20 protein-coding genes and 1 riboswitch are annotated in these 24,860 nt (G+C 63.3%); of the genes, 13 read left to right on the top strand and 7 right to left on the bottom strand.

The features are described from left to right. Positions 1–5 precede the first annotated feature (5 nt). The 4 genes from ISP15_RS07125 (at position 6) to ISP15_RS07110 (ending at position 2,292) form a co-directional block, all read left to right on the top strand. On the top strand, positions 6–761 hold the full coding sequence (locus tag ISP15_RS07125) for a DUF2884 family protein (protein WP_404546505.1): 756 nt from the start codon (positions 6–8) through the stop codon (positions 759–761). Between the two features lie 118 nt (positions 762–879). Beyond that, a complete protein-coding gene (locus tag ISP15_RS07120) occupies positions 880–1,323 on the top strand; it encodes a PA2169 family four-helix-bundle protein (RefSeq protein WP_404546504.1) in 444 nt (147 codons plus the stop codon). Continuing rightward, positions 1,323–1,907, top strand: a complete 585-nt coding sequence (locus tag ISP15_RS07115) for a DUF924 family protein (protein WP_404546503.1) — start codon at positions 1,323–1,325, stop codon at positions 1,905–1,907. The genes ISP15_RS07120 and ISP15_RS07115 overlap by 1 nt, the downstream gene beginning before the upstream one ends. Positions 1,908–1,956: 49 nt before the next feature. Further along, a complete protein-coding gene (locus ISP15_RS07110) occupies positions 1,957–2,292 on the top strand; it encodes a hypothetical protein (RefSeq protein ID WP_404546502.1) in 336 nt (111 codons plus the stop codon). A 23-nt stretch (positions 2,293–2,315) separates the two neighbouring features. On the opposite strand, the gene ISP15_RS07105 is transcribed toward ISP15_RS07110, so the two are convergent. Further along, positions 2,316–3,329, bottom strand: coding sequence for a 2-dehydropantoate 2-reductase (locus ISP15_RS07105; protein ID WP_404546501.1), 1,014 nt, complete (start codon positions 3,327–3,329; stop codon positions 2,316–2,318). Continuing rightward, the gene (locus ISP15_RS07100) at positions 3,326–4,981 is read right to left on the bottom strand and encodes an FAD-binding dehydrogenase (protein WP_404546500.1); all 1,656 of its coding nucleotides are present in this window, start codon (positions 4,979–4,981) and stop codon (positions 3,326–3,328) included. The genes ISP15_RS07105 and ISP15_RS07100 overlap by 4 nt, the downstream gene beginning before the upstream one ends. 196 nt (positions 4,982–5,177) lie before the next feature. Here ISP15_RS07100 and ISP15_RS07095 point away from each other — a divergent pair, with 196 nt between their 5' ends. From ISP15_RS07095 to lpdA, 4 genes are all read left to right on the top strand, one after another. Then, positions 5,178–5,987, top strand: a complete 810-nt coding sequence (locus ISP15_RS07095) for a DUF2884 family protein (protein ID WP_404546499.1) — start codon at positions 5,178–5,180, stop codon at positions 5,985–5,987. A 130-nt stretch (positions 5,988–6,117) separates the two neighbouring features. Next, positions 6,118–6,963, top strand: a complete 846-nt coding sequence (locus tag ISP15_RS07090) for a mechanosensitive ion channel family protein (RefSeq protein ID WP_404546498.1) — start codon at positions 6,118–6,120, stop codon at positions 6,961–6,963. Between the two features lie 65 nt (positions 6,964–7,028). Continuing rightward, entirely contained in the window at positions 7,029–8,474 is a 1,446-nt protein-coding gene (aceF, locus tag ISP15_RS07085) for a dihydrolipoyllysine-residue acetyltransferase (RefSeq protein WP_404546497.1), read from the top strand. A 13-nt stretch (positions 8,475–8,487) separates the two neighbouring features. Then, positions 8,488–10,332, top strand: a complete 1,845-nt coding sequence (gene lpdA / locus ISP15_RS07080; protein ID WP_404546496.1) for a dihydrolipoyl dehydrogenase — start codon at positions 8,488–8,490, stop codon at positions 10,330–10,332. Between the two features lie 411 nt (positions 10,333–10,743). Here the strand turns inward: lpdA and ISP15_RS07075 are convergent, their stop codons facing one another. The 3 genes from ISP15_RS07075 to ISP15_RS07065 form a co-directional block, all read right to left on the bottom strand. Further along, complete coding sequence (locus ISP15_RS07075; protein WP_404546495.1) at positions 10,744–11,460, bottom strand: hypothetical protein; 717 nt, start codon at positions 11,458–11,460, stop codon at positions 10,744–10,746. A gap of 75 nt (positions 11,461–11,535) precedes the next feature. Then, on the bottom strand, positions 11,536–12,621 hold the full coding sequence (gene dinB, locus ISP15_RS07070) for a DNA polymerase IV (protein ID WP_449757816.1): 1,086 nt from the start codon (positions 12,619–12,621) through the stop codon (positions 11,536–11,538). A 191-nt stretch (positions 12,622–12,812) separates the two neighbouring features. Continuing rightward, positions 12,813–13,751: an ATP-grasp domain-containing protein gene (locus ISP15_RS07065; RefSeq protein ID WP_404546493.1), complete on the bottom strand. Its 939-nt coding sequence runs from the start codon at positions 13,749–13,751 to the stop codon at positions 12,813–12,815. A 419-nt stretch (positions 13,752–14,170) separates the two neighbouring features. On the opposite strand from ISP15_RS07065, the gene ISP15_RS07060 reads away from it, so the two are divergent. After that, the gene (locus tag ISP15_RS07060) at positions 14,171–15,505 is read left to right on the top strand and encodes an APC family permease (protein WP_404546492.1); all 1,335 of its coding nucleotides are present in this window, start codon (positions 14,171–14,173) and stop codon (positions 15,503–15,505) included. A gap of 134 nt (positions 15,506–15,639) precedes the next feature. Here the strand turns inward: ISP15_RS07060 and ahcY are convergent, their stop codons facing one another. Beyond that, positions 15,640–17,088, bottom strand: coding sequence for an adenosylhomocysteinase (gene ahcY / locus ISP15_RS07055; protein ID WP_404546491.1), 1,449 nt, complete (start codon positions 17,086–17,088; stop codon positions 15,640–15,642). A 64-nt stretch (positions 17,089–17,152) separates the two neighbouring features. Next, a riboswitch (S-adenosyl-L-homocysteine riboswitch) is annotated at positions 17,153–17,277 on the bottom strand. A 100-nt stretch (positions 17,278–17,377) separates the two neighbouring features. Here ahcY and ppc point away from each other — a divergent pair. Next, positions 17,378–20,119: a phosphoenolpyruvate carboxylase gene (gene ppc / locus ISP15_RS07050; protein ID WP_404546490.1), complete on the top strand. Its 2,742-nt coding sequence runs from the start codon at positions 17,378–17,380 to the stop codon at positions 20,117–20,119. 61 nt (positions 20,120–20,180) lie between these two features. Then, positions 20,181–20,804, top strand: a complete 624-nt coding sequence (locus ISP15_RS07045) for a TIGR00645 family protein (RefSeq protein WP_404546488.1) — start codon at positions 20,181–20,183, stop codon at positions 20,802–20,804. Between the two features lie 165 nt (positions 20,805–20,969). Here the strand turns inward: ISP15_RS07045 and ISP15_RS07040 are convergent, their stop codons facing one another. After that, positions 20,970–22,847 (bottom strand): ATP-binding cassette domain-containing protein, encoded by a 1,878-nt coding sequence (locus ISP15_RS07040; protein ID WP_404546487.1) that lies wholly within the window; start codon positions 22,845–22,847, stop codon positions 20,970–20,972. 264 nt (positions 22,848–23,111) lie between these two features. Here ISP15_RS07040 and ISP15_RS07035 point away from each other — a divergent pair, with 264 nt between their 5' ends. Together ISP15_RS07035 and ISP15_RS07030 are read left to right on the top strand one after the other, a co-directional pair. Next, the gene (locus tag ISP15_RS07035) at positions 23,112–24,209 is read left to right on the top strand and encodes a D-alanyl-D-alanine carboxypeptidase family protein (RefSeq protein ID WP_404546486.1); all 1,098 of its coding nucleotides are present in this window, start codon (positions 23,112–23,114) and stop codon (positions 24,207–24,209) included. A gap of 86 nt (positions 24,210–24,295) precedes the next feature. Further along, a complete protein-coding gene (locus ISP15_RS07030) occupies positions 24,296–24,844 on the top strand; it encodes a DUF6933 domain-containing protein (protein ID WP_404546484.1) in 549 nt (182 codons plus the stop codon). Positions 24,845–24,860: the final 16 nt, after the last annotated feature.

The following is a 24,860-nucleotide window of genomic DNA, read 5'->3' as shown; positions in this document are numbered from 1 at the left end:
CAGCCATGCGTATCAGTCCCTTATTTGCTGTCTGGATGCTTGGGCTCGCCTGCGCCGGCGGCCTGCACGCGCAGGATCTGGCCAAAGTGTGCCACGCCACCAGCAGCTACGACCTCACCATACAGCCAGGCCGGCTGGTATTCGACCGGGCCGGCCCGGCGCCGACGCGCGTCGAGCTGGCGCCGGGCACGCTGCACACGGATGGTCAGCCCGTTCCCTTGAACGATGAAGCCCAGGACCGGATCGACCTGTTCCAGCAGGAAGTGCGTGCCTTGGCCCCTCGTGTGAAGGCCATTGCGCAACATGGTGTGGACCTTGCCATGCAGGCCGTACAGGCGGAATCCGATGGCCTGGGCCTCGACCCGGACACGCGCGCCGAACTCGGGCGCCGATTAGCCGCCAACGCGGCTGAACTGCACCAACGCATCGCCGCCAGCCAGAGCACGCACGACTGGCGCGGCGATGCCGCCGATCAGTACGCGGACCAGGTGATCGGCGATATTGCCCCGTTGCTCGCGTCAGCGCTCGGACAACAAGCCGTCAGCGCGGCGATGAGCGGCGACCTCCAGCAGGCTGCGGCATTGCGCGATCAGGCTGCCAGCCTTGCCTCCGGTTTCCAGCCGCGCCTGCAGCGACGATTACAGGTGTTGCGGCCGGACATCCAGGCGCTCTGCCCGGACCTCCAGCGTCTGTCCGTATTGCAGGAAGGACTGCGGGCCAGCAACGGCCGCCCGCTGAACCTCATCCAGATCGGCCGGTGACGTCCGCCGGAACGCCAGCTGAGCGAGAACGGGCTATGGCAGGCAGATTTATCCGCCGCTAAGTGCTTGTCCCGCAACATATCGTCACGCTCGATATGGCAAACCAGGAGGCGGCGCGGTGTCGCTGGACATTCAACATCTGTGCAATGGCCTGATTCGCCGCAGCATCGAGCTGCGCGCGTTGTATCGTCATGCGGCGGACCAGGTCAGCGAGCCTGGATTGCGCACGGTACTGGACGAGGAGGCCCAATCCCTGGCCCTTGTCATTGCCGAGCTGCAAGCACAGATGCGCAGTCATGACGGTACCCCCGCTACCCGAAGTCGCATGATCGGCGCGGCACGGCAGCGTTTCGACGCGCTGCTAACCCGCAACATGCCGCGTAGTGACGATGCCTGGATACGCCTGCTCGCGCGCAATGAACAGGCATTGCTACGCATTTTCGAACGTGTCCTCAGCCGTGTGGCGCCCAGCGAAATGACCACCGCGCTTAATCGGCAGCTGCCGCGCCTGCAGTCGATTCACCTGGACATGCATAGCCTGGCCAAGGCAGTAAGTCACTGATGGCAAACCCGCCGCCGGACGCGATGGCGGTGCTGGAATTCTGGTTTGATCCTGCCCATCAAAAGCAATGGTACGCGATCAATCCGCAGTTCGACGCATCGATCCGCGAGCGATTCGCGACGCAACTGGCGCTTGCCGGTGCCGGAAAGCTGGGCAACTGGGCGGCCACGCCGTCCGGCTGGCTGGCCTTGCTGATCGTGCTGGATCAGTTCTCGCGCAATCTCTATCGCGAAGATGCCCGAGCCTGGGAGCACGACAGCCACGCACAGCAATTGGCCTTGTGGGGAATTGAGGAAGGTTTCGACCGGCAACTGCCGCCAATCCAGCGCGTGTTTGCCTACATGCCACTCGAACATGCCGAAGACATCCGCTTGCAGCAGCGATGTGTGGCCCTGTTCGAAGCGTTATGCGACGAGGCGCCGCTGGAAGAGCATGACCGCTACGCCGGCTTTCTCGATTATGCTCGAAGGCATCGGGCGGTGATTGCGCATTTCGGCCGGTTTCCGCATCGAAATGCCGTGCTTGCCCGCCGCAGCACTGCGCAGGAACAAGCGTACCTCGCGCAGCCTGGCGCAGGTTTCTGATTTTGGATCTCCGGCCCTGGATCGGCCGCTTCACGACAAGGAGCACGTTATGCGTCGCTACGTCTTTCTCGCTTTGCTGATCACCGCCTGCAATGCGCATGCACTGCAAAGCCTGCGGATAGGCAGCCAGGTACTGGTGGTCGGGGACAGCGCCGCCCGCGTCAGGGAGCTGTTGGGCGATCCGGCCGTGCATGCGAAAGGCGCTGCGCCAAGCAAGAAGGGCTCACGCAAGGGCGGCTCGTCGAAATCATCGGGCAAGCGCGCGCCAATCAAAGCCGCGGCGAAAGACCAGGGCGAAGCGTGGCAATACCGGCGTGGCGGGCATACCACCACCTTTACCATCGTCGGTGGGAAAATCGCGCATATCGAGGATGTGGCCCGCTGATAGCTACCCGTGCGCCGCGAGGTTTATCGCGCGTGCGTCAGCTCGCGGAGCAGGGATCGTCCATCCCAGCGCATGCAGGTCTGTTGCGCTTCCCGTATCAGTGCGATCACGCGCGCGTTGGCCGGCGCACGAGATCCTTTTGACGCCGCCAGGGCGACGATTTCGCCGTTGATGTAATCCACCTCGGTTTGCCGGCCAGCTTGCAAGTCGTCCCATGTCGATGAGCGAGCCAGTGGATCGATCGCCAGCATGCGCGCAGCAATACGATGAAACAACGCATCCGGCATCGATAGAACGGTAGGCAGCCATTGCGTGGGCAACGCGGTCAGCTGTCCGGGACGAATGCCTGCCAAATCCAGTGCGCGCAGTCCTTCCCGTTGCAGCAAGGCAAGGCAGCGCCGCCATGCGCGTTGCGACAATTGCTCGCGCAGAGGCAGGCCGCTTAATGCGTTGAGCGGATTGTTGAGATTGATCAGCAGTTTCGCCCATGCCACCGCCTGCATGTCGTCGTGTAGCAGCAGCGGCAGGCCGCTGGCCGCGAACAGCGGAAGCAGCGGCGCCAGCGCCGTCGAACGCTCGACGATCAGCTGGCCCGACGATCCCTGGTGAAAGCAGGCCGGCTGCGGTTGCGTCACGTTGAATGGAACCATGCCCGCAAGCACCCGGCAGTGGGGCAGGGCGGCGCGCAACTCCGCCACATTGCGCACGCCGTTCTGGAAACTGATGACCAATGTGCCGCAAGCCAGCACCTCGGCCAATTCGTGCGCGGCCTGCGCAGTCGCCGCGGATTTCACCGTCACCAGCACGATATCGGCATCCCGCGCGGCTCCGGCGTGCGTGCCTATATCGAGCGCGTCGGAAGTCCAGTGCTGCCGATAACCATGCAGGTCGCTGACCGCCAGCCCGTGTTCCGCCAAGCTTGTCGCCACGCCAGGGCGCGCGATGAAGCGGACCTGCGCATAATCATGCAAGCGTCCGCCAAGATAGCTGCCGATCATGCCGGCGCCGTAGATGGCAATGCGCGGCAACGGCATCATGCGATGGCCGCCGCCGCAGCGCGTCCTGCCACGCGCCCCGAAAACAGGCAGCCGCCGAGGAAGCTGCCTTCCAGTGCGCGATAGCCATGCAGTCCACCGCCGCCGAAGCCGGCCGCTTCGCCCGCGGCATAGAGGCCATGCAAGATGTGGCCGCCGTGTCCCAGCACGCGCGCCTGCAGATCGGTTTCCATGCCACCCAGCGTCTTGCGCGTAAGAATATTCAAGCGCACCGCGATCAAGGGGCCGTTGGCGGGATCGAGCAGGCGATGCGGCTTCGCGACACGTACCAGCCGATCGCCGCGGTACCGGCGCGCGTTATGGATCGCCATGACCTGCGCGTCTTTTGCATACGGATTATCGAACTGGAGATCGCGTGCCTCGATCTGCTCGCGTAATTGCTTGGCATCCAGCAGCGGGTGACCGGCCAGTTCGTTCATGCCGGCTACCAGCTCATCCAAACTGTTGCGCACGACGAAATCATGGCCATGCCGCTTGAATGCCTCCACCGGCGCCGGCGCCCGTTTGCCCACGGCGCGCCTGAGCACCTGGCGCCAGCTTTTTGCGGTGAGATCGGGATTCTGTTCGGAACCGGACAATGCGAATTCGCGGCGAATGATGGACTGATCGAGGACGAACCAGCTGTAATCGAAGCCGGTGCGCCGCAAATATTCCAGCGTGCCCAACGTATCGAAGCCCGGCCACAATGGACCCGGCAGGCGCTGGCCGCGCGCATCGAACCACAACGATGACGGGCCCGGCAAAATGCGGATCGCGTGCATCGGCCAGATTGGGTCCCAATTCTCGATGCCTTCCACGTAATGCCACATGCGGTCGCGATTGATCAGCCGCGCACCGGCCGTTTCGCTGATGCCAAGCATGCGACCGTCGACGTGGGCCGGAACACCGCAAAGCATGTGCGATGGCGCCGGACCCAGGCGTTTTGGCCAGTTCGCGCGCACCAGCTCGTGATTGCCGCCGATACCGCCGGAAGCGACGATGACCGCTTGTGCATGGAACTCGAAATCGCCCACGACCTCGCGCGAGCTGGGCTTGCCGCGTTCGACGGCATCCTGTGCCAGGCGTGCGCCGTGCACGCCCACCACGTTGCCTTTTTCTACCAGCAGGCCGTCGACGCGATGGCGGAATGCGTATTGCAGCAGCCCGCTCGCCTGCGCGGCACGTGCGCGGCGCAGGAAAGGTTCCAATACGCCAGGACCGGTGCCCCAGGTGACATGGAAGCGTGGCACGGAATTGCCATGGCCGATGGCACCATGGCCGCCGCGTTCGGCCCAGCCTACGACGGGAAACCAGCGCATGCCCATGCCATGCAGCCATGCGTGCTTCTCGCCCGCGGCAAAGTCGACATAGGCCTCGGCCCATCGGCGTGGCCATGCGTCCTCGGGCCGGTCGAACGCGGCGGAGCCCATCCAGTCGGCGAGCGCTAGTGCATGCGAATCGCGCACACCCATGCGGCGCTGTTCGGGCGAGTCCACGAAGAACAAGCCACCGAACGACCAATGTGCCTGTCCGCCAAGGCTCTGTTCGGGCTCCTGCTCGACCAGCAGGACGCGCCGGCCGGCATCGGTAAGTTCCGTCGCGGCGACCAGGCCGGCCAGGCCTGCGCCAACCACGATGACATCGGTGGATTGCATAACCGCATGCCCCTGGCATTGTCCCGAACGCCCAACTTATCCCGTGCCCGTCTGTTTGCCTATGTGCGCTGCGCCATCGCGCATGACCGATGGCACGGGATGACGTGCGGCCCATGCCAGCGGGCCGTGTCGCGTTAAACCCTATGCGTGCCGGAACGCATCCAAGCCGGCGAGTTATCCGGAGGAGGAAGCGGCCATGTTTCGTTGTGCCATTGTGCCTGCGCTTGCGCTAGGCCTCGTCGCAACCTGCAGTGTGCAGGCGACGGAGACTCATGCGCATCCCCACCTCCAATGCTCGTATGACAGCGACTTCGATGTCCAGGTAGAACCCGCCGGCATTGCATTCACGCGGGACAACGGCCGGCCCGGCGATGTGTTCATGCACGACGGACAACTGCGCGTGGATGGCAAAACCATGGTCGTGTCCGCTGCCGATGCCGAACGGCTGCGCGATTACGAACGGCAGGTACGCGCATTGCTGCCGGCCATGGCGGAGCTGGCGCGCGACGGCGTGGCCATCGGCTACGCCGCCATGACCACGGTCGTCGCGACACTGGACGACAATGGCGATGAGCGGACGCGGCTGCAGCAGGAACTGCGTGACCGGCATCGCGACGCCTTGCGGCAGATTGATACCACGCTCGGCCGTGGAGTATGGAACGCAGGCGATATCGACCGCGCCTTCGGCAACAACCTCCAAGACACCGTAGCCGATCTGGCCGGCAGCCTGACCCGCGATGTGCTGAAAGATACGCTCAGCGGTGATCCGGCCAAATGGGCTGCACTGGAGGCTCGTGCTGATTCGCTGGATGCCACGATCGACAAGGCGATCGTTGCGCCAGCCGACAAGCTGGCGCAACGTGCCGAAGCGTTATGTCCGCGATTCGACGCACTGGAGCGATTGCAACAGCAATTCCAATTTCGCCTCGCCACGGGCGAGCACCTGCAACTGCTTACCCCGGACATGGACCATAACCACAAGGCAAGCCAATACGCCCAGCGTTGATGCTCCCCCAACCATGCTTCCCGGCATGGGACAGTCACGCGCCCGGTCTCCCTTCCGGGCGTTTTTTTGGTTGCAGCTCGATCGAGAAAGAGCCTGCTAGGCTTGGCGCAGTGTTGCCAGGGATTGCGCCATGTTCGATTACTTCCTACGTCTTTCGCTCGATGATCTGTCGGCATTCCTGATCGGTCGCGGGCCGGCCTTGATCGGCGCGCTGCTGGTCCTGCTGATCGGCAACTGGCTCGCGGCGCGGCTGGCAAATGTCACGCAGCGCGCGATGCACCGCGCATCGGTGGACCCGACCCTTAGCGGCTTCCTGCGCAATCTGCTCTATGGCGTGCTGATTGCCGTACTGATCGTCATTGCGTTGCAGACCGCCGGCGTTCCCAGTGCGCCGCTGCTCGCCGCGCTCGGCGCCGGTGGCCTGGCGATCGGCCTGGCCTTGCAGGGCTCGCTCAGCAATCTTGCATGGGGGGTGCTGCTGATCGTGTTCCGTCCCTTCCGGGTCGGCGATTTCATCCATGCGGGCGGTATCGACGGCACAGTCGAAGCCATCAACCTGATGCACACGCAACTGGTACTGGCAGACAATCGCGAAGCGGTGGTGCCCAACGCGAAAATCGGCGCGGACGCCATCATCAACTTCAACCGCCGCGGCACGCGCCGCTTCGAGCTGCGCGTGGGCATCGGCTATGGCGACGATATCGGCAAGGCCATAGACACGGTGCAGCGGCTGTTCAAGGCCGATCCGCGCATCCTCAAAGAGCCCGCGCCCACCGTATGGACCGACCGCCTCGGCGACAGCTCGGTCGACCTGCTGCTGCGCGCCCACACCACCACCCATGATTTCTGGCCGGCGCAGACCGATCTGCTGCGAGCGGTGAAGGAAAGCTTCGATGCCGCTGGCGTCAGCATCCCGTTTCCCCAGCGTGAGGTGCGTGTGGTCCATGCGCCGATGGATGCGCCGATGGATCGTTGAGCCGGCGGGTCCGCGCATACGTATGCGGATGGCCGCTTCAGGCCAATTCGGCATGTCCGTGGGGGATGCCGGTTGCTATCATGGAAGCCTTGCGGCCGCCTCCGCCTCCCCAGCGTGGCCGCCTTCGCTCTGCAGGAGAAATCATGGCCGACCTCAAAGAAGCCCGCGTTCCTGATATTGGTGGACACGCGGATGTACCCGTCATCGAGGTGTTGATCAAGCCTGGCGATACGGTCGAGAAGGATCAGAGCCTGATTACCCTCGAATCGGACAAGGCGACGATGGAAGTGCCCGCGCCCTTCGCCGGCGTGGTCAAGGAAATAAAGCTCAAGGTGGGCGACGAAGTCTCCGAGGGCGCCCTGATTGCCGTCATCGAAGCCGCCGGTGCCGACACGGCATCCAGTGCGGCACCGGCGCCCAAGGTGGAAGAGCCTGCCGCCAAAGCGCCCGCTCCCGCGCCAGCCGCTGCCCCTCAGCCCAAGGAGGAGCCCGCGCCGCAGGGTGGACGCAGCGTACTTCCCGGCAATGCACCGGAAGGCGACGTGGCCCCGCAGGCCCGCCCGCCTTTCGATGCCAAACTCGTCATGCCCGGGGATGCGCCCTATGCCACGCCCGCGGTGCGCGCCTTCGCGCGCGAACTTGGCGTGGATATCCACCAGGTGAAGGGCAGTGGCCGTGGTGGCCGCATCGTGCGCGAGGACATTACCGCCTACGTCAAGCACGCGCTGGCTTCCGGCGCCCGCCCGGTACAGGGCGGTAGCGTGGCGGCTGGCGGCGGCCTCAATTTGCTGCCCTGGCCAAAGGTCGATTTCGCCAAGTTCGGCGCGATCGAGGAAAAGCCGCTGTCGCGCATCCAGAAAATTTCCGGCGCCAACCTCGCGCGCAATTGGGCGATGATTCCACACGTCACCCAGCATGAAGACGCCGACATCACCGAGCTGGAAGCTTTCCGCAAGAAGCTGGGCGACGAAAACAAGGACCTGAAAATCACGCCGCTGGTGTTCCAGATCAAGGCGGTGGTCGCGGCGCTGAAGAAATTTCCGCAGTTCAACGCCTCGCTCGACGAGAGCGGCGAAAAACTCGTGCTCAAGAAGTATTTCCACATCGGCATCGCGGTGGATACGCCCGATGGCCTGGTGGTACCGGTAATCCGCGACTGCGACAAGAAGGGCCTGCTCGACCTCGCCGTCGAACTGGGCGAGATCTCCAGGAAAGCGCGTGACAAGAAACTCGGTCCGAACGACATGTCTGGCGGCTGCTTCTCCATCTCTTCGCTCGGCGGCATCGGCGGCACCGCGTTCACGCCGATCGTCAATGCACCGGAGGTGGCCATCCTCGGCGTTTCCAAGGCGCAGACCAAGCCGGTTTGGAATGGCAAGGAATTCGCGCCACGCTTGATCCTGCCGCTGTCGCTGAGCTACGACCATCGCGTGATCGACGGCGCGCTCGCCGCGCGCTTCGCTTCTTTCCTCGCTACCCAGCTCGGCGACATCCGCCGTCTGTTGCTCTGACGGGCGCGCGACCATGGCCAATACGATCGAAATCAAAGTCCCCGATATCGGCGGTCACGACAACGTGCCGGTGATCGAGGTGATGGTGAGCGTCGGCGACAGCGTGACCAAGGAACAGAGCCTCATCACGCTGGAATCGGACAAGGCGACGATGGAGATTCCTTCCAGCGCAGCTGGCGTGATCAAGGAACTCAAGCTCAAGGTCGGCGACGAAGTTTCCGAAGGCGCGGTGATTGCCATCGTGGAAATCGCCGAAGCAAGCTCTTCGCCCGCTCCCTTGCGGGGAGAGGGTCAGGACAAGGGGGCGACCTCGCCAGATACGTCAAAAGAAGCGGCGAGCGCTACCATCCAGTCCACCGCAAGCCCTGCCGCCTCACCTCAATCCTCTGCCCAGAGGGGAGAGGAGGCAAAGGCACCGCAAGCCGCGGCATCCTCGGGAAAAGCCGCCGACATCGAATGCAAGCTGGTCGTACTGGGCTCCGGCCCGGGCGGTTATACGGCCGCGTTCCGCGCCGCCGACCTCGGCGTCGATACCGTGCTGGTGGAACGCTATGCCACGCTTGGCGGTGTCTGCCTCAATGTCGGTTGCATCCCGTCCAAGGCGTTGCTGCATGCCGCCGCGGTGATCGACGAAGCCGAAGCGATGGCGGCGCATGGCGTCACCTTCGGCAAGCCAAAGCTCGATCTCGACAAGTTGCGCGGCTTCAAGAACAAGGTAGTCGGCCAGCTCACCGGTGGCCTCGCCGGCATGGCCAAGCAGCGCAAGGTGCGCACGGTGCAGGGCACGGGCACGTTCGTATCGCCGAACGAGATGGAAATCGATACGGCCGAAGGCAAGAAATTGCTGCGCTTCGAATACGCCATCATCGCCGCTGGCTCGCAGTCGGTGAAGCTGCCCGCGTTCCCTTGGGACGACGAACGCATTGTCGATTCCACTGGCGCGCTGGAACTGCACGACGTGCCAGCCAAGCTGCTGGTGGTTGGCGGCGGCATCATCGGCCTGGAAATGGCCACGGTATATGCCGCCCTCGGCAGCGAAGTGACCGTGGTCGAGTTCATGGACCAGATCATTCCAGGCGCCGACGCCGACCTGATCAAGCCGCTGGCCAAGCGACTCGGCGGCAAGCTCAAGGGCGTGCATCTGAAGACCAAGGTCGTCGAAGCGAAGGCCACCAAGAAAGGTATCGAGGTCAGCTACGAAGGCGAGAACATTCCGCCGGTCACCGTGTTCGATCGCGTACTGGTCTCGGTGGGCCGTTCGCCCAACGGTAACAAGATCGATGCGGACAAGGCCGGCGTGGCGGTAACCGAGCGCGGCTTTATCCATGTCGATACGCAGATGCGCACCAATGTGCCGCATATCTTCGCCATCGGCGATCTGGTCGGCCAGCCCATGCTGGCACATAAGGCCACGCACGAGGCGAAGGTTGCCGCCGAAGTCGTTGCCGGTCACAAGAGCCATTTCGATGCGCGCGTGATTCCATCCGTGGCCTACACCGATCCTGAAATCGCCTGGGTTGGTGTCACCGAACGCGAAGCGAAGGAGAAAGGCTTGAAGATCGGCGTAGGCAAATTCCCCTGGGCCGCCAGCGGTCGCGCCATCGGCATCGACCGTACCGAAGGATTCACCAAGCTGCTGTTCGACCAGGAAACCCATCGCGTGGTTGGCGGCGCCATCGTCGGTCCGCATGCGGGCGACCTGATTTCCGAGGTGGCGCTGGCGATCGAGATGGGAGCGGAAGCGGCCGACATCGGTCTCACCATTCATCCGCATCCGACGTTGAGTGAATCGGTGGGCATGGCGGCGGAAGTCTACGAAGGCACCATCACCGACTTGTATATGCCTAAGAAAAAGTAAGCATTTTCCATCACGTCAAAACGATGAAGGCCTGGACATGTCCAGGCCTTCTTTTTTGGCAGGTTAGTCCGGCAGCATGCATACACGTTTATATCGTCCATAGAGCATGCAGCCGATCCTGGAGCACATTTAAGTCCGGCAACATGGTGGTTTGCACGGCCTTATCTGTCTTATCGCTTGTAGCAAAATCCGCGGATCTATAATCCTGCCGTATCGGGGATGGCAACTGTGAGCCATTCAAAGGTAGCGCTGACACGTTGCAACCAATCGTTGATCTCGCGTTGTGCGGAATACGCAGCGGAACAGTTCTTGAGTCGGGGATCATCGATCCCGTTTATCGATCCATCGCGATGGCCGCATTTCATGGAAAACAAATGCTGATTTGATCACGCGCAGCCGAGCATGTGCCTTTCAGGGCGTGACGGAATTGGCCGGGCTCGCTGTGGCAATGCCGGGCTGAGCCGAGGCCTTACCAGCCATAGCCGTATCGATCCGGACGCCGAGATTATCGAGGAAATGCGTCACCTCATTGGTGACCGAAGCCATCTGGTTGACGGTGTGCAGTACTTCGCGCGGCTGCAGGTTATCCGTTTGCAGGTCCACAATAGTGTCAAGCATCTTCGGGCCATCCAGCAGCGAGGGCAGATCCTCGGCCATCATCGAGCTGGCAGCGTTCTGTGCGGCATAGACCGCCGCGTAGCGGTGCAATCGTTCGCTATCGATCCAGCTGGCCGACTGATTGGCGACGGCCACGTCCCAGGCTTCGTGGCGCAGGACCGGCCAGCGCCAATCCAGATAGAGCCCGTCCGGCGTGGCTGCTTGCAAATGTTGCTTGATGACATCGTCCGATGCATGGCTCCTGATGTCCGCCAGCAGCATGTCGCGAACCTTCTGCAGCGCCTGCATGCGCTCGAAGTCGTGCTCGCGTTCGCGGACGATGTCGGCACGATTCTGGCGGATTTCTGCTTCGATTTGCGCGCTCGCCGTGGCCGCGGCGTGTTGATGACGGGAATGCTCGATCCACGCTTCCAAACCCAGCGCGGTAAGAATGCTGAGCACGATCATCAGGTAATGCCTGGCGAAATCCTTCAGCGATTCGAGACGGACATTCGGCGGTTCCAGATGCATGTCATAAGCCCTTCGAGGTTATGGCGAGAATTGCGCCATGGAGCGTAGCCGATCCGGCCATGCTGCATGAAACGGCTATTCGTCATCGAACAAGTCACGCTGTACAGCGTAGTTATCGGCATCGACGAAGCCGGATAGCCCCACTCCGACCAGACGATAACGGCTGTCGGCTGGGCGCTCGACGCGAGCCCGCAAGGCACAGGCAAGATCGGCTAGCTCGCTGGCGCAGCTGGGTCGCGTGGCAAGCGTAAGGCTGCGCGTGAGGGTATGAAAATCGGCGGTCTTGAGTTTCAGCACGATAGTGCGCGCGACGCGGCCTTTTTGTGCCTCGCGCTGGTGCGCTGCCCAGGTCTTGTCCGCGAGGCGGCGGATATGCGGTTCAAGTTGATCCAGGGTCAGGTCGCTCTCGAAGGTATCTTCCGAAGAAACCTGCAAGGTCAATTGATTCGGTTGCACAGGATGATCGTCGACGCCAAGCGACAGTTCATGCAGGCGACGCCCCCAGCGCCCGAAACGCTGTTCCAGTTCGGACTGCGGCAGCTGGCGCAAGTCACTGACGGTTTTGATACCAAGCGCTTCCAGCTTCGCTTCCATCACCTTGCCGACCCCGGGGAGGCGGCCCACGGCCAACGGCGCCAGGAAAGCTTCGACCTGGTGCGGGCGGATCACGAACAAGCCGTCCGGTTTGCGAAAATCCGAGGCAATCTTGGCGAGGAACTTGTTCGGCGCCACGCCAGCCGATGCGGTCAGCTGCGTTTCTTCGCGGATCGCCGTGCGGATTGCCTCGGCGGTCGCGGTGGCGGAGGGCAGATGGGTTTTGGTGATGGTGACATCCAGGTACGCCTCATCCAGCGACAGTGGTTCGACCAGGTCGGTATGTCGCGCAAAGATCTCGCGCACTTGCCGCGACACGGCCTTGTAGCGTGCGAAATCCGGCGGCACGAAAATCGCCTGCGGGCATAGCCGCTCGGCGCGCACTGCCGGCATCGCCGAGCGCACCCCGAATTGGCGTGCCTCGTAGCTCGCCGCGCACACCACCGAACGTGCGCCGCGCCACGCCACCACCACGGGTCTGCCGCGCAAGGCTGGATCGTCGCGTTGCTCCACCGACGCATAAAATGCGTCCATGTCGACGTGCAGGATTTTGCGTGGCGGCTGAATGGGCAACGGCGTGCAGTGCTAAGAGGCGGCAGGCCCGATTCTAGGGCCTGCCCATACTATTCGCGTGGCTCGCGCCGGGGGCTGTTTGCCCGCAGACAGGGAGAGCGAGGGTGTACGTCGCACGACCGGGTAATGAAGCCCTCTGGCGGGCAAACAGATATCGCTAACACGGACTGCGCGATAGTGCGGGCCTAGGGCGCGCCGCCGCCTGGCTTCGCGGCAGCAGGCCGGCTACGGCCCGCTTTCAGGTGCTGCAGCCGCTCGGCGATATGCCGCGCGAAGCGTTCGGCGGCATCCGGGCGGATGGCCAGATGCAGCAGCGGCTCGATCAATTCCAGTTCCATGAGCAGGAATTGGCCGTCCACCACGACGCCATCCACTCGCGCATAGGCCGGTTCGCGGTGGCCCAGCCCGGCTGTCACGGCCAGTGCGTTGCTGGCGGCGCGCAGGATAAAGTCATCCGGCGTCGCCTGTGTGGCGGTCCCGCCGTGGTTTTCCTGTACGCGATAATCGCCCGCCGCAGGACGCTTGAGCACGGCATGGCTGTAGCGACCGCCGAAGTAGAGCAGGGACCATTCGCCGTTGCTCGCGATGTCGGGCACGAACGGCTGCACCAAGTAATCGAGTTCCGTCGGCAGCAGCGAGAGTGCCTGCCGGAAGTTGGCGTCGCCGACCACGCCGCGCAGGGTATGCCACGCTCCACCACTGACGGTCGGCTTGATGACGAGGTCCTGTCCTGTCATCGCGGTCAACAGGCGTTGCAAGTCCGTTCCGCGTGAGACTTGGGTGGGAATGATCGGCACGCCATGCGGCTCGAGTTCGAGCAGGTAACGCTTGTCGCTGTTCCAACGGAGCATGTCCGTATTGTTGATGCCCGGCACGCCGAGCCGGTCAAGCGCGTCCAGCCAGGCAAGAAACGGGGCGTAATGCTGGAAGTAGTCCCATACCGTGCGAACCAGCACGGTGTCGAAGGCGCTCCAATCCACCGCCGGGTCGTCCCAGACGCACATCGCAGGCTGGATGCCGAGCTGCTCCAGCACGGCGACGAAATACACATCGTCCGGATGGACCGTAGGAAACAGCCGCGAGGTGGCGATGGCGAGGCGGCATTCGGAAACAGGCGCAGACATGGGTACACCTCCAGTGACTGAGGTGGGCGCCCTTGATCGTGGTGAGGTCGGCCTATCCGAGCGTGGCGGACCGGTGTCCGTCGCAGCACCCCTCGGGGCCGATGGGCCAGCGAAGCGAATACTGGCGCGTGGGAAGTATCCCGAGCGCGCTTGGTTGAAGTCAATGTGACTTTCGCCGTGCGCAGCCTGCCGTGGAACGGATGCTGTGCCGCTGGTGCGGAAAGGGCGTTATTCCGGCATCGGCAAACAGCTGTCAGCGGGACTATGCGTTGCCGAAAACTTTCGGCGAGCGATCGCCATCGTCTTGCGCATGGAGCCCCTGACTGACGTAAGGCTTGGCGATTTTTTATCCCCATGTCGTCGACATAGGTCACAGGTCATCGGACATCCGGGGTCGGGTCGGGTTAATGTCGCTATCTATGACCGACCACTCTTCCAACCATTCTTATCTGCGGCGACTCGGCATCTGGGACGGTGCGGCCATCGTCATCGGTGGCGTGATCGGGGCGGGCATTTTCCGCACGCCCGCGACCGTGGCCGAACGCACGAGTTCCGGCCTGCCATTGTTGACGCTGTGGGCCGTGGGCGGATTGCTGACACTGGCTGGCGTGCTGTGCTACGCCGAGCTGGGCGCGCGGCGGCCGCAAGCGGGCGGCATTTATATCTACCTGCGCGAAGCCTTCGGTCCATTGCCGGCGTTCCTGTTCGGCTGGACCATGGCGTTGATCAACTATCCGGGCAGCGTGGCCGCGGTGGCGATCACCTTTGCCGATTACGCTTGCCGCGCCAGCGGCTTGCCGGCCTGGTGGGTGAAGCCGGTGGCGGTGGGGGCCATCGCCTTCATCGTGGGCGTGAACCTGTTTGGCGTCCGCGCCGGTGCGTGGATGCAAAACCTGTTTACTTTGCTCAAGCTTGCGGCGATCGCGCTGCTGCTGGTGGTCGGACTCGCGCTGGCGCATGGTCATCTCGGCGGCATGCTGCAAGTGGACACCACGCGCGTCGTGTCCGGCGGCGCATGGATCGGCGCCCTGCTGCCGGTGTTGTTTACCTATGGCGGCTTCCATTATCTCAATGACATGGCTGGCGAAGTACGCGATCCGCAACGCACGCTACCGCGTGCGTTGACGCTGGGCCTGGTCGGCGTAGTGGTCTGCTATCTGCTCGTCAACATCGCCTATCTGGTCGGGCTCGGGCATGCGGGCCTGGCGCAGAGCAAGGCACCAGCGGCGGATTTGATGAGCCATATCTTCGGCCCGCGCGGCGCGACCATCATGGCCGTGGGCATTGCCTGTTCCACCTTCGGCTATTGCAGCATTGCCATCGCAGGCGGCGCGCGCGTGCTGCAGACGATGGGCGCGGACGGCATGTTCTTCCGCTCGGTCGGCCATATCGAACCACGCTGGCGGGCGCCGCAGGTGGCGCTGGTGGTACTGGGGGCATGGGCGGTCGTGCTGATCCTGTCGGGCACGTTCGGCCAGTTGCTCGATTACACCACGGTGGGCGAATGGCTCGGCCACGCCTTCGGCATTGCCACCTTGTTCTGGTATCGCCGCCGCTTCGCCGACCAGCCCGCGCCGTACCGCGTGCCGCTGTATCCGCTGCTGCCCCTGGTATTCGTCGGCACGGTGTTGAGTGTGATCATCGCGACTGCCATCAACGCGCCCGGGGACGCCGGCATGAGCCTGGCGATCATCGCGTGCGGCGTGCCGGTGTATGCGATCTGGCGCCGCCGGCAGCGGGCGCGGACCGGTTGAGGTCTATTCGCCGAACGCATGGCGTTGCGTGCATTCCGCCTGGATTTTTCAGTGCCAGTTAGCACCAGGCGAAAAAAATCCCTCTCCTGGGCGGAGAGGGATTTACGGGATACCGCTTCGCAGTACCGGCTACATCAATAGCGGTAGTGCTCCGGCTTGTACGGGCCTTCCACCGGCACGCCGATGTAGGCGGCCTGTTCCGGTGTGAGTTTGGTCAGCTTTACGCCGATCTGCTCCAGATGCAGGCGCGCGACTTCCTCGTCCAGCTTCTTGGGCAGGCGGTAGACCGTCTTCTCATAGGTGTCCTTGTTCGCCCACAGGTCGAGCTGGGCCAGCGTCTGGTTGGAGAAGCTGTTGGACATCACGAAGCTCGGGTGGCCGTGGGCGCAACCGAGGTTCACCAGGCGGCCCTCGGCCAGCATATAGATGCTGTGGCCGCCGCTCTTGCTGTGCGAGGCGCCGAAGGTATAGCGGTCCACCTGCGGCTTGATGGTTTCGCGCGTCACGTCCTTGGCGGCGTTGAGGCGATCCATCTGGATCTCGTTGTCGAAGTGGCCGATGTTGCACACCAGGGCGTTGTTCTTCATCGCCGCCATGTGCTCCAGCGTGATGATGTCCTTGTTGCCGGTGGTGGTGACGTAGATATCGCCGGTGCCGAGCGTGTCTTCCAGCGTGGTGACCTGGAACCCTTCCATCGCCGCCTGCAGCGCGTTGATCGGATCGATCTCGGTGACGATCACGCGCGCGCCGAAGCCTTTCAGCGAATGCGCGCAGCCCTTGCCCACATCGCCGTAGCCACACACCACGGCCACCTTGCCCGCGACCATCAGGTCGGTAGCGCGCTTGATGCCATCGGCCAGCGATTCGCGGCAGCCGTACAGGTTGTCGAACTTGCTCTTGGTGACCGAATCGTTGACGTTGATCGCCGGCACCAGCAGCTTGCCGGCCTCCATCATCTGGTAGAGACGATGCACGCCAGTGGTGGTTTCTTCGGAAACGCCCTTCCAGTCGGCCGCGACCTTCTTCCAGAAGCCCGGGCGCTCTTTGTGTACGCGCTTGAGCAGATCCTTGATGACCTGCTCTTCATGATTGGCGCCGGGAGTGTTGGCCCAGTTGTCGCCGTCTTCCAGTTCCACGCCCTTGTGGATCAGCAAGGTGGCGTCGCCGCCGTCATCGACGATCAGCTCCGGGCCTTTCATGCCCGGATGGGTAAGCATGTCCAGCGTGCATTCCCAATATTCTTCCAGTGTCTCGCCCTTCCAGGCGAATACCGGAATGCCGGCGGCGGCGATGGCCGCGGCGCAATCGTCCTGGGTCGAGAAGATATTGCACGACGCCCAGCGCACCGAGGCGCCGAGCGCGCTCAGTGTCTCGATCAGCACGGCAGTTTCCTTGGTCATGTGCAGCGAGCCGGACAGGCGCACGCCTTTGAGCGGCTTGGACGGCGCATAGCGGGCGCGGATCGCCATCAAGCCGGGCATTTCCTCCTCGGCCATGCGAATGCGGCGACGGCCCAGCGCGGCCAGCGAGATATCGCGGACCTTGTAGTCGTGCGTAGCGGAATCTTGGGTAACAGCATTCATTGAGGGATGTCTCCGAGTCTCATTGGGGAAACCCGGCCGGGATGGCCGGATCGACGCGAAAGCCGCGTCATGAGCGCCGTTGCGGTCGAAGCATCCACCGAGCCTGGCTGGCTGTGCGGAGACCTGAAAAAAGCGTGGTCCCTTGCGGATGAATCCGCGGCACAGCCAGTCGCAGCGCCCCTCGGCGGGAAGATTTCCATTCTATCCCCAGATGCGGACTTATGACGACTTGGAACGGGCAAGTCCGCATAAATTCGGTAGGCTACGGGACTCATGCAAGGGAGCCCCCATGGAAGCCAGCCGCGATCCTGAATTCCTGCCCCACGACGCCCCGCTGCGCGAGGACGTGCATCGCCTCGGCGCCATGGTGGGACGCATGCTGGCCGAACAGGGTGGCGATGGCTTCTACCAGCGCGTCGAGCAGGTCCGCACCGCATCGATCCGCCGGCGTCGCGAGGGGCAGGCTGTGGACGAGCTGGCCGAATCGCTGGCGGGCCTGGATGCCGCGGCCGCCGAAGCGCTGGCGCGTGCGTTCGCGGCTTATTTCCAGGCCGTGAACACCGCCGAGCGCGTGCATCGCATCCGTCGCCGCCGCGATTACCAGCGCACAGGCGACACCGCGCAGCCGGAGTCCTTGCTCGATGTTTTGCAACGCCTGAAAGAGCAGGGCGCCAGCGCGGACGAAGTGCTGGAATGGCTGTACAAGCTCAAGGTGGAGCCGGTGTTTACCGCGCATCCCACCGAAGCCATCCGGCGTTCGCTGCTGGAAAAGGAACAGGCGATCGTGCGCGCCTTGGTCGATAACTTCGATCCCACCCGCACGCCGCAGGAACGCAAGGAAGACGATGACCGCATCTTCATGGCCCTGTCAGCCGCTTGGCAGACCGCCGAGGCCTCGCCGATCCGCCCCAGCGTGCAGGATGAACATCATCACGTCGGCTTCTATCTCGCCAACCCCATCTACCGGATCGTGCCGGCGTTCTATGAAGCGCTCGCCGATGCGCTGCAAACCGTCTACGGCATAGCGGTCCCGTTGCCGCGCCTGCTCAGCTTCGCCACCTGGGTGGGCGGCGACATGGATGGCAACCCCAACGTTGGCGCGCAGACCATTGCCAATAGCCTGGCCACGCAGCGCACGCAGGTGCTGGAACATTACATCGCCGATATCGAAGGCCTCGCGCGCCTGCTCAGCCAGACGGATGACCGCGTCGCCGTGGATCCGTCGCTAGTGCAGCGCCTGGCTCGTTACCGCGAGCAATTTCCGCGCGCCGCGGCGGCGATCCGCCCGCGCCATGCCGACATGCCCTACCGCTGCCTGCTTACGCTGATGCGTGCACGACTGGAGGCCACGCACGAGGAAGGGCATGTGGAAGGCTATCAGTCGGCTGAGGAATTGCTCGACGACTTGCTGCTGATCGTGCATGGCCTGATCGATCATCGCGGCTTGAATGCCGGCGCCTACGCGGTACGCCGGCTGATCTGGCGCGTGCGCACATTCGGTTTCCACCTGGCGCGGCTGGATGTGCGGCAGGATTCGCGCGTGCACGATGATGCGCTGGCCGCGCTGCTGCGCGATGAAGCGTGGATGCAACGCAATCCGGACGAGCGCGTCGCTGCGCTACGTCCTTACGCCAGCGGCGAACGCGAACTGGGCAAGACCGACGATGCGCAAGCCGAATCGCTGCGCGAGGTGTTCGCCACGCTGCAGTCTTCCCGGGAGCGCTACGGCAAGGATGCGATCGGGTTGTACATCATCAGCATGGCGCGCTCGGCGGCCGATGTGCTGGCCGTGCTGGCGCTCGCCAGGCATGGTGGTTTCACCATGCCTCCTTCGCCCGGCGACGGTGCCGGGGGAAAGCAGGACCGCGGCGTGCCGCTCGACATCGCCCCGCTGTTCGAAACCGTCGACGACCTGAAAAACGCGCCCGCGACGCTGCGCGCCTTGCTGGATGATCCGGTCTACCGCGCGCACCTGCGCGCGCGCGGCGATTGCCAATGGGTAATGCTGGGCTATTCGGACAGCGGCAAGGATGGCGGCACGCTGGCGTCGCGCTGGGGCCTGCAGCGCGCGCAAGTGGAGTTGCTGGACGTGGCGGGGCAGGCTGGCATTCGCCTGGCGTTCTTCCATGGCCGCGGCGGTTCGGCCAGCCGTGGCGGCGCGCGCATCGCGCCGGCGCTGATGTCATCGCCGCGCGGGTCGGTCAACGGCGTATTGCGCGTGACCGAGCAGGGCGAGGTGATCCATCGCAAATATGGCATCCGCGCACTGGCCCTGCGCAACCTGGAGCAGACCGTCGGCGCGGTGTTGCGCGCCAGCCTGCGTCCGCGCGAGGACGATCCGCGCGAGGCGGCATGGCGCGAATGCATGGACGCGCTGGCGGCCGACAGCCGCCGCGCTTACCGCGAACTGGTCGAGCGCGAAGGCTTCGTCGACTATTTCCGCGCCGCCACCCCAATCGACGTGATCGAGCAAATGGCGCTGGGCTCGCGGCCATCGCGCCGGCGCAGCATGCGCGGCGTGGAAGATCTGCGGGCGATCCCGTGGGTGTTTGCCTGGACGCAATGCCGCTCCATCATCACGGGCTGGTATGGCTTGGGCAGCGCGCTCGAACTGGCCGTCGCCAGGCATGGCGAGGCAGCCTGGATGGCGATGGCGCGCGAATGGCCGTTCTTCGTCAACCTGCTCGACGACGTCGAGATGGTGCTCGCCAAGTGCGACCTTGACATCGCCGAGGCTTTTTCCAGACTTTCCGGTCCGCTGCACGACCCCTTCTTTACCCTGGTCCGCGACGAGTTCGAGCGCACGCGCCGCTGGTTACTGAAACTCAAGAGCAGCGATGAACTATTGCGCGATGATCCGCGCCTGTCGCTGTCGATCCGTTTGCGCAACCCTTACGTCGATCCCATGAGCTTGCTTCAGGTGGACCTGCTGCAACGCTGGCGTGCTTCGGATCGCGCCGACGACAGCCTGCTGCGGGCGTTGGTGGCTTGCGTCAACGGCGTGGCCCAGGGCCTGCAGAACACCGGTTGACACGCATGCCGGCATGCGTCGTTTGGCCGTCCAGAAGAAAAATCAACAAGGAAGCTTGCAAATGGAACAGTCCCCAGCCCCTCGCCTTGGTCCGCTGCCGATCCTCATCTTCGGTTCGCGCTGGCTGCAGTTGCCGTTGTACCTGGGCCTCATCGTGGCGCAATGCGTATACGTCTATCTGTTCGCCAAGGAGCTGTGGCACCTGATCCATGAAGCGCCGAGCCTGGGCGAGCAGGAGATCATGTTGATCGTGCTCGGCCTGATCGACGTGGTGATGATTTCCAACCTGCTGATCATGGTGATCGTGGGCGGCTACGAGACCTTCGTGTCACGCCTGCGCCTGGAAAACCATCCGGACCAGCCGGAATGGCTTTCGCACGTGAATGCCTCGATGCTGAAAGTGAAGCTGGCGATGGCGATCATCGGCATTTCATCCATCCACCTGCTCAAGACGTTCATTGCCGCCGGCACGCTGCAAGGCTTGCCATTCTGCTCGGCGGACATGCTCGCGGCCATGGCGCAAAACGATGGCGCCGGTACGATGCTCAAATGCGCCACGCTCACACCGGTGGGCGTGATGTGGCAGACCATCATCCACGTAGTGTTCATTCTTTCCGCCATCGGCATCGCGTGGACGGACCGGATCATGCATTCGCATATGGGGAATGGGAAAGAGGCGCACTGACTGTCGCGATACCTGGTCCCTTCTCCCTTCGGGGAGAGAGGCGGCTGATGCTCTTGCCGGGGGCATCAGAGCGTCGACTTTGAAGCGCAAGGCCAGCCTTGTTCCCTCTCACCCCGATCCTCTCCCCGAAGGGGAGAGGAAGTAAAAGCTCAAGGAGCTTGCCGGTCAGCCCTCCAATTCCGTCCAACGCGCATAGGCGCTGTCCAGTTCCGCCTGGATTTTCGCCAGCGCATCGTTCGCCTGTTGGATCGCCGCGTTGTCCCGCTGATAGAACGAAGGATCATTCATCGCTTGCGCGCGCGCGGCGACATCGGCTTCCAGTTGCTCGATGCGCGCTGGCAATTGCTCCAGTTCGCGCGCGTCTTTATAGCTGAGCTTGCGCTTTGGCTTTTGCGCGTCGCCGGGGCCAATGGCTGTGTCCGGTGGCGACGTGGTGCTGTTTTGCGCCGCCGTTTCGGCCGTGCGCGCCGCCGGACGCTGGCGTAGCCAGTCGCTGTAGCCGCCGACGTAATCGCCGACCTCGCCGTTGCCTTCCAATACCAGCGTGCTCGATACCACGTTGTCGAGGAACTCGCGATCGTGCGACACCAGCAACAATGTGCCCTTGTAGTCGGTAAGCAGTTCTTCCAGCAGCTCCAGCGTTTCGACGTCCAGATCGTTGGTGGGTTCGTCCATCACCAGCAGGTTGGAGGGCTGCGCGAACAGCTTGGCCAGCAGCAGCCGGTTGCGTTCGCCGCCGGAAAGGCGCGTGATCGGTGCGCGTGCGCGCTCGGGCGAGAACAGGAAATCCTGCAGGTAGCCGATGATGTGTTTGCGCTGACCGTTGAGTTCGATGTATTCGCGCCCCTCGGCAACGTTGTCCAGTGCATTCAAGGCATCGTTGAGCTGGGTGCGATGCTGGTCGAAGTAAGCGATCTGCAAGCCGGTGCCTAGCGTTACTTCGCCGCGCTGCGGTGTCAGTTCGCCAAGCAGGATTTTCAGTAGCGTGCTCTTGCCGGCGCCGTTCGGACCGATGATGCCGACGCGGTCGCCGCGCATGATCGTGGTGCTCAGGTCTTCGATCAGTACGCGGCCGCCATAGGATTGGTGCACGTGCGCCAGTTCGATCACTTTTTTGCCGGATGCTTGCGCATTGGCCAGCGCCATTTTGGCGGTGCCGGTCAAGTCACGGCGTTCGGAGCGCTCGCGACGCAACGCTTTGAGGGCCCGCACGCGGCCTTCGTTGCGCGTGCGGCGGGCTTTGATGCCCTGGCGAATCCACACTTCCTCCTGCGCCAGCTTTTTGTCGAATTGCGCGTTGGCCTGCGCTTCGGCATGCAGCCGTTCTTCGCGTCGGCGCAAGTAGTTGTCGTAATCGCCTGGCCAACTGCTGAGCTGGCCGCGATCGATCTCCACGATGCGCGTGGCAAGCGCGCGCAGAAAGCTGCGGTCATGCGTGACAAACACGATGCTGCCGTCGAATTGCTTGAGGAAACTTTCCAGCCAGCCGATGGCCTCGATATCCAGATGGTTGGTCGGCTCGTCCAGCAACAGTACGTCGGGCTTGCGTACCAATGCCTGTGCCAACAGCACGCGGCGTTTCATGCCGCCGGACAACGCGGCGAAATCCGTTTCGGCGGGCAGCTCCAGCTTGGCCAGTACGTCGCTGACGCGGCGATCCAGATCCCAGCCATGCCGGGCTTCGATCTGGTTTTGCACGTCGCCCAGCGCGTCGAAATCGCCTTCGGCAAGCAGATGGTGATAGCGCGCCAGCAAGTGGCCGAGATCGCCCAGTCCGTCTGCCACGACATCGAACACGCTGCCGGCGGTGGCCTGCGGCACCTCCTGCGCCATGCGCGCTACGACCACGCCGCTTTGTACGCGCACTTCGCCGTCGTCGGCATGCAATTCGCCGGCGATGAGCTTCATGAGGGTGGATTTGCCTTCGCCGTTGCGACCGACGATGCACACGCGCTCGTTCGCCTCGATGGAGAGGTCGACATGTTCGAGCAGGAGGGGGCCGCCGATGCTGAAATCGACGCGCTGAAGCTGGATCAGGGACATGTTGCCATTCTAGCCGGTCGGTTCCCGGGAAACCGGGCCAGCAGATAGGGCGTCAGCTCAAGAAGCGGCCTACGTTGTCGATAGACTAATCACCGGTGCGTCACTGTGGCATAACAAGAATTTGCGACGGCGCTGGCCGGTAAAATTTACAAAAACATGCACTTAGCATGGCTGATTGAAGTATTTCCTCTGGAAATTGCGACCAGGTTGCATTAAGGTTGCGCAACGCGGCCCCATGCCGCGGTTTTTTGGGAGCGAAAGGCCGTGGCGATCATCCATTCCAAATCGTTCATGCGGATGCCGAACCGGCTGTTTTTCTTGTTCGCGGCGATCCTGCTCGGGCTTGGTGGCCTCGTCGGGGTAGCGCATGCTGGCTACGCCGCCATCGTGATCGATCCGACCACCGGTGAGGTGCTAAGCGCGGTAAACGCGGACGAGCAGAATTATCCGGCCTCGCTGACCAAGATGATGACGCTTTACCTCACCTTCCAGGCCTTGCAGAACGGCAAGCTCAAGGTGGATCAAGACCTGCCGGTGTCCACCTGGGCGGCGTCCCAGGCGCCCACCAAGCTTGACCTGCGCGCGGGCCAGACGATCTCGGTGAACGATTGCATACTCGGCATGGTCACCAAGTCCGCCAACGACGCGGCAACCGTCGTCGCGGAGAGCCTGGGCGGCAACGACAGTCATTTCGCGGACATGATGAATGCCCAGGCCGCGCTGCTGGGCATGAAAGCCACGCATTTCGACAACGCCAATGGCCTGCCGGACCCCGCCAACGTCAGCACGGCACGCGACATGGTCAAGTTGGCGATGGCGTTGTATCGCGATTTTCCGCAATACACGCATTATTTTTCGACCCGGGAATTCGTGTTCCGTGGACAGCTGGTGCGCGGCCACAACAACCTGATGGAGCGCTATCCGGGCATGGACGGCCTGAAAACCGGTTTCACCGATGCGTCCGGTTTCAATCTCGCTTCCACCGCAGTGAGGGATGGACGCCGCCTGTTTGCCGTGGTGCTGGGTGGACGAACCGCGTCGGCCCGCGACAACCTGATGGCTCGCCTGTTGGACGATGGTTTCGATAATCGCCCCACACCCGAGACCCTGGTGGCACAAGCTGGCCGGACCAGCACCACCCGCCGGGTGCTGGCCGCCCTCTCGCCGATCAGCACCGCAGAGGCGGATGAGACCGCTCCCGCACATCGCCGCACGGCCCACGCCGGCTGCACCCGTCATCGGGGCAAAAGCTGCCCGCGAGTAAGCAAGTCGGCGCACCCCAGGCCAGCCACGACTACGCGGCTGGCCCATCGCAAGAGCAAGAAAGTGATGCTTGCCTCCTCGGGCGACAAGCACGATTGAGCATCGTTGTCCCTGGCCCTGCCTGTCAGGGCGCCAGCGGACCTGGAACATAACGACATGGCCTGGATCGCGCCGCGTGTGGACATATGGCTGCTTTTCGTTGCACTGCCAAGCTTTTGAAAGCCATGAAGGCGACGCCGGAAACCCGGCCGCATCCGTCGCATAACCGTCTCGGGGAATGGACTGCCAATCTGGTTCGCGTATCGCGCATCCAGTTGGTGATCGCAGTAAGCGAGCCGACCCGCTTTGCAGTGGTGATCGACGCCGCGCCCTACGCTGCGGTGAGGGAACGGTTTCAGCATGCCCTGTTCCATGCGTTGCTGCACATTGGCATCCCTGCCGATGCAGCTGCGAGCGAAGTGGAGGCGACTTATCCGCTCGAGCCGGCCGTAAGCAACTGCCGCTCAGTGCTCGGTACGCTCAATCGATTCGCCGACGAGGTGGCGTCAGCCCTTTATCACGGCCAGGCTTGCTCGGCGGCGGAACTTACACGGCAACTGAGCGGAACGATCGTGCTCAAGCCTGCCCATATCGTATTTCCCGCTGACCGGGTTCGGGAGGCGTTCGGCTTGGCGCCTATCGATCGCAGGAAAATGTTTCCCATGCTGCTGCCGGGCGATAGCAGGTTGCATTGAACGAACCTGTGTCGTC

Origin of the sequence: Dyella jejuensis, assembly GCF_044904675.1 — a bacterium.
Lineage (GTDB): Bacteria > Pseudomonadota > Gammaproteobacteria > Xanthomonadales > Rhodanobacteraceae > Dyella_B > Dyella_B jejuensis.
This window is presented reverse-complemented; position numbering and strand designations above follow the sequence as displayed.

Coding starts and splice junctions, on each gene's coding strand:
- ISP15_RS07125 (WP_404546505.1), top strand. CDS start 6: ATGCGTATCAGTCCCTTATTTGCTGTCTGGATGCTTGGGCTCGCCTGC.
- ISP15_RS07090 (WP_404546498.1), top strand. CDS start 6,118: ATGTTCGATTACTTCCTACGTCTTTCGCTCGATGATCTGTCGGCATTC.
- ISP15_RS07095 (WP_404546499.1), top strand. CDS start 5,178: ATGTTTCGTTGTGCCATTGTGCCTGCGCTTGCGCTAGGCCTCGTCGCA.
- ppc (WP_404546490.1), top strand. CDS start 17,378: ATGGAAGCCAGCCGCGATCCTGAATTCCTGCCCCACGACGCCCCGCTG.
- ISP15_RS07075 (WP_404546495.1), bottom strand. CDS start 11,460: ATGCATCTGGAACCGCCGAATGTCCGTCTCGAATCGCTGAAGGATTTC.
- aceF (WP_404546497.1), top strand. CDS start 7,029: ATGCCGGTTGCTATCATGGAAGCCTTGCGGCCGCCTCCGCCTCCCCAG.
- ahcY (WP_404546491.1), bottom strand. CDS start 17,088: ATGAATGCTGTTACCCAAGATTCCGCTACGCACGACTACAAGGTCCGC.
- ISP15_RS07105 (WP_404546501.1), bottom strand. CDS start 3,329: ATGATGCCGTTGCCGCGCATTGCCATCTACGGCGCCGGCATGATCGGC.
- ISP15_RS07065 (WP_404546493.1), bottom strand. CDS start 13,751: ATGTCTGCGCCTGTTTCCGAATGCCGCCTCGCCATCGCCACCTCGCGG.
- ISP15_RS07040 (WP_404546487.1), bottom strand. CDS start 22,847: ATGTCCCTGATCCAGCTTCAGCGCGTCGATTTCAGCATCGGCGGCCCC.
- ISP15_RS07030 (WP_404546484.1), top strand. CDS start 24,296: ATGGCTGCTTTTCGTTGCACTGCCAAGCTTTTGAAAGCCATGAAGGCG.
- ISP15_RS07100 (WP_404546500.1), bottom strand. CDS start 4,981: ATGCAATCCACCGATGTCATCGTGGTTGGCGCAGGCCTGGCCGGCCTG.
- ISP15_RS07045 (WP_404546488.1), top strand. CDS start 20,181: ATGGAACAGTCCCCAGCCCCTCGCCTTGGTCCGCTGCCGATCCTCATC.
- ISP15_RS07060 (WP_404546492.1), top strand. CDS start 14,171: ATGACCGACCACTCTTCCAACCATTCTTATCTGCGGCGACTCGGCATC.
- lpdA (WP_404546496.1), top strand. CDS start 8,488: ATGGCCAATACGATCGAAATCAAAGTCCCCGATATCGGCGGTCACGAC.
- ISP15_RS07115 (WP_404546503.1), top strand. CDS start 1,323: ATGGCAAACCCGCCGCCGGACGCGATGGCGGTGCTGGAATTCTGGTTT.
- ISP15_RS07110 (WP_404546502.1), top strand. CDS start 1,957: ATGCGTCGCTACGTCTTTCTCGCTTTGCTGATCACCGCCTGCAATGCG.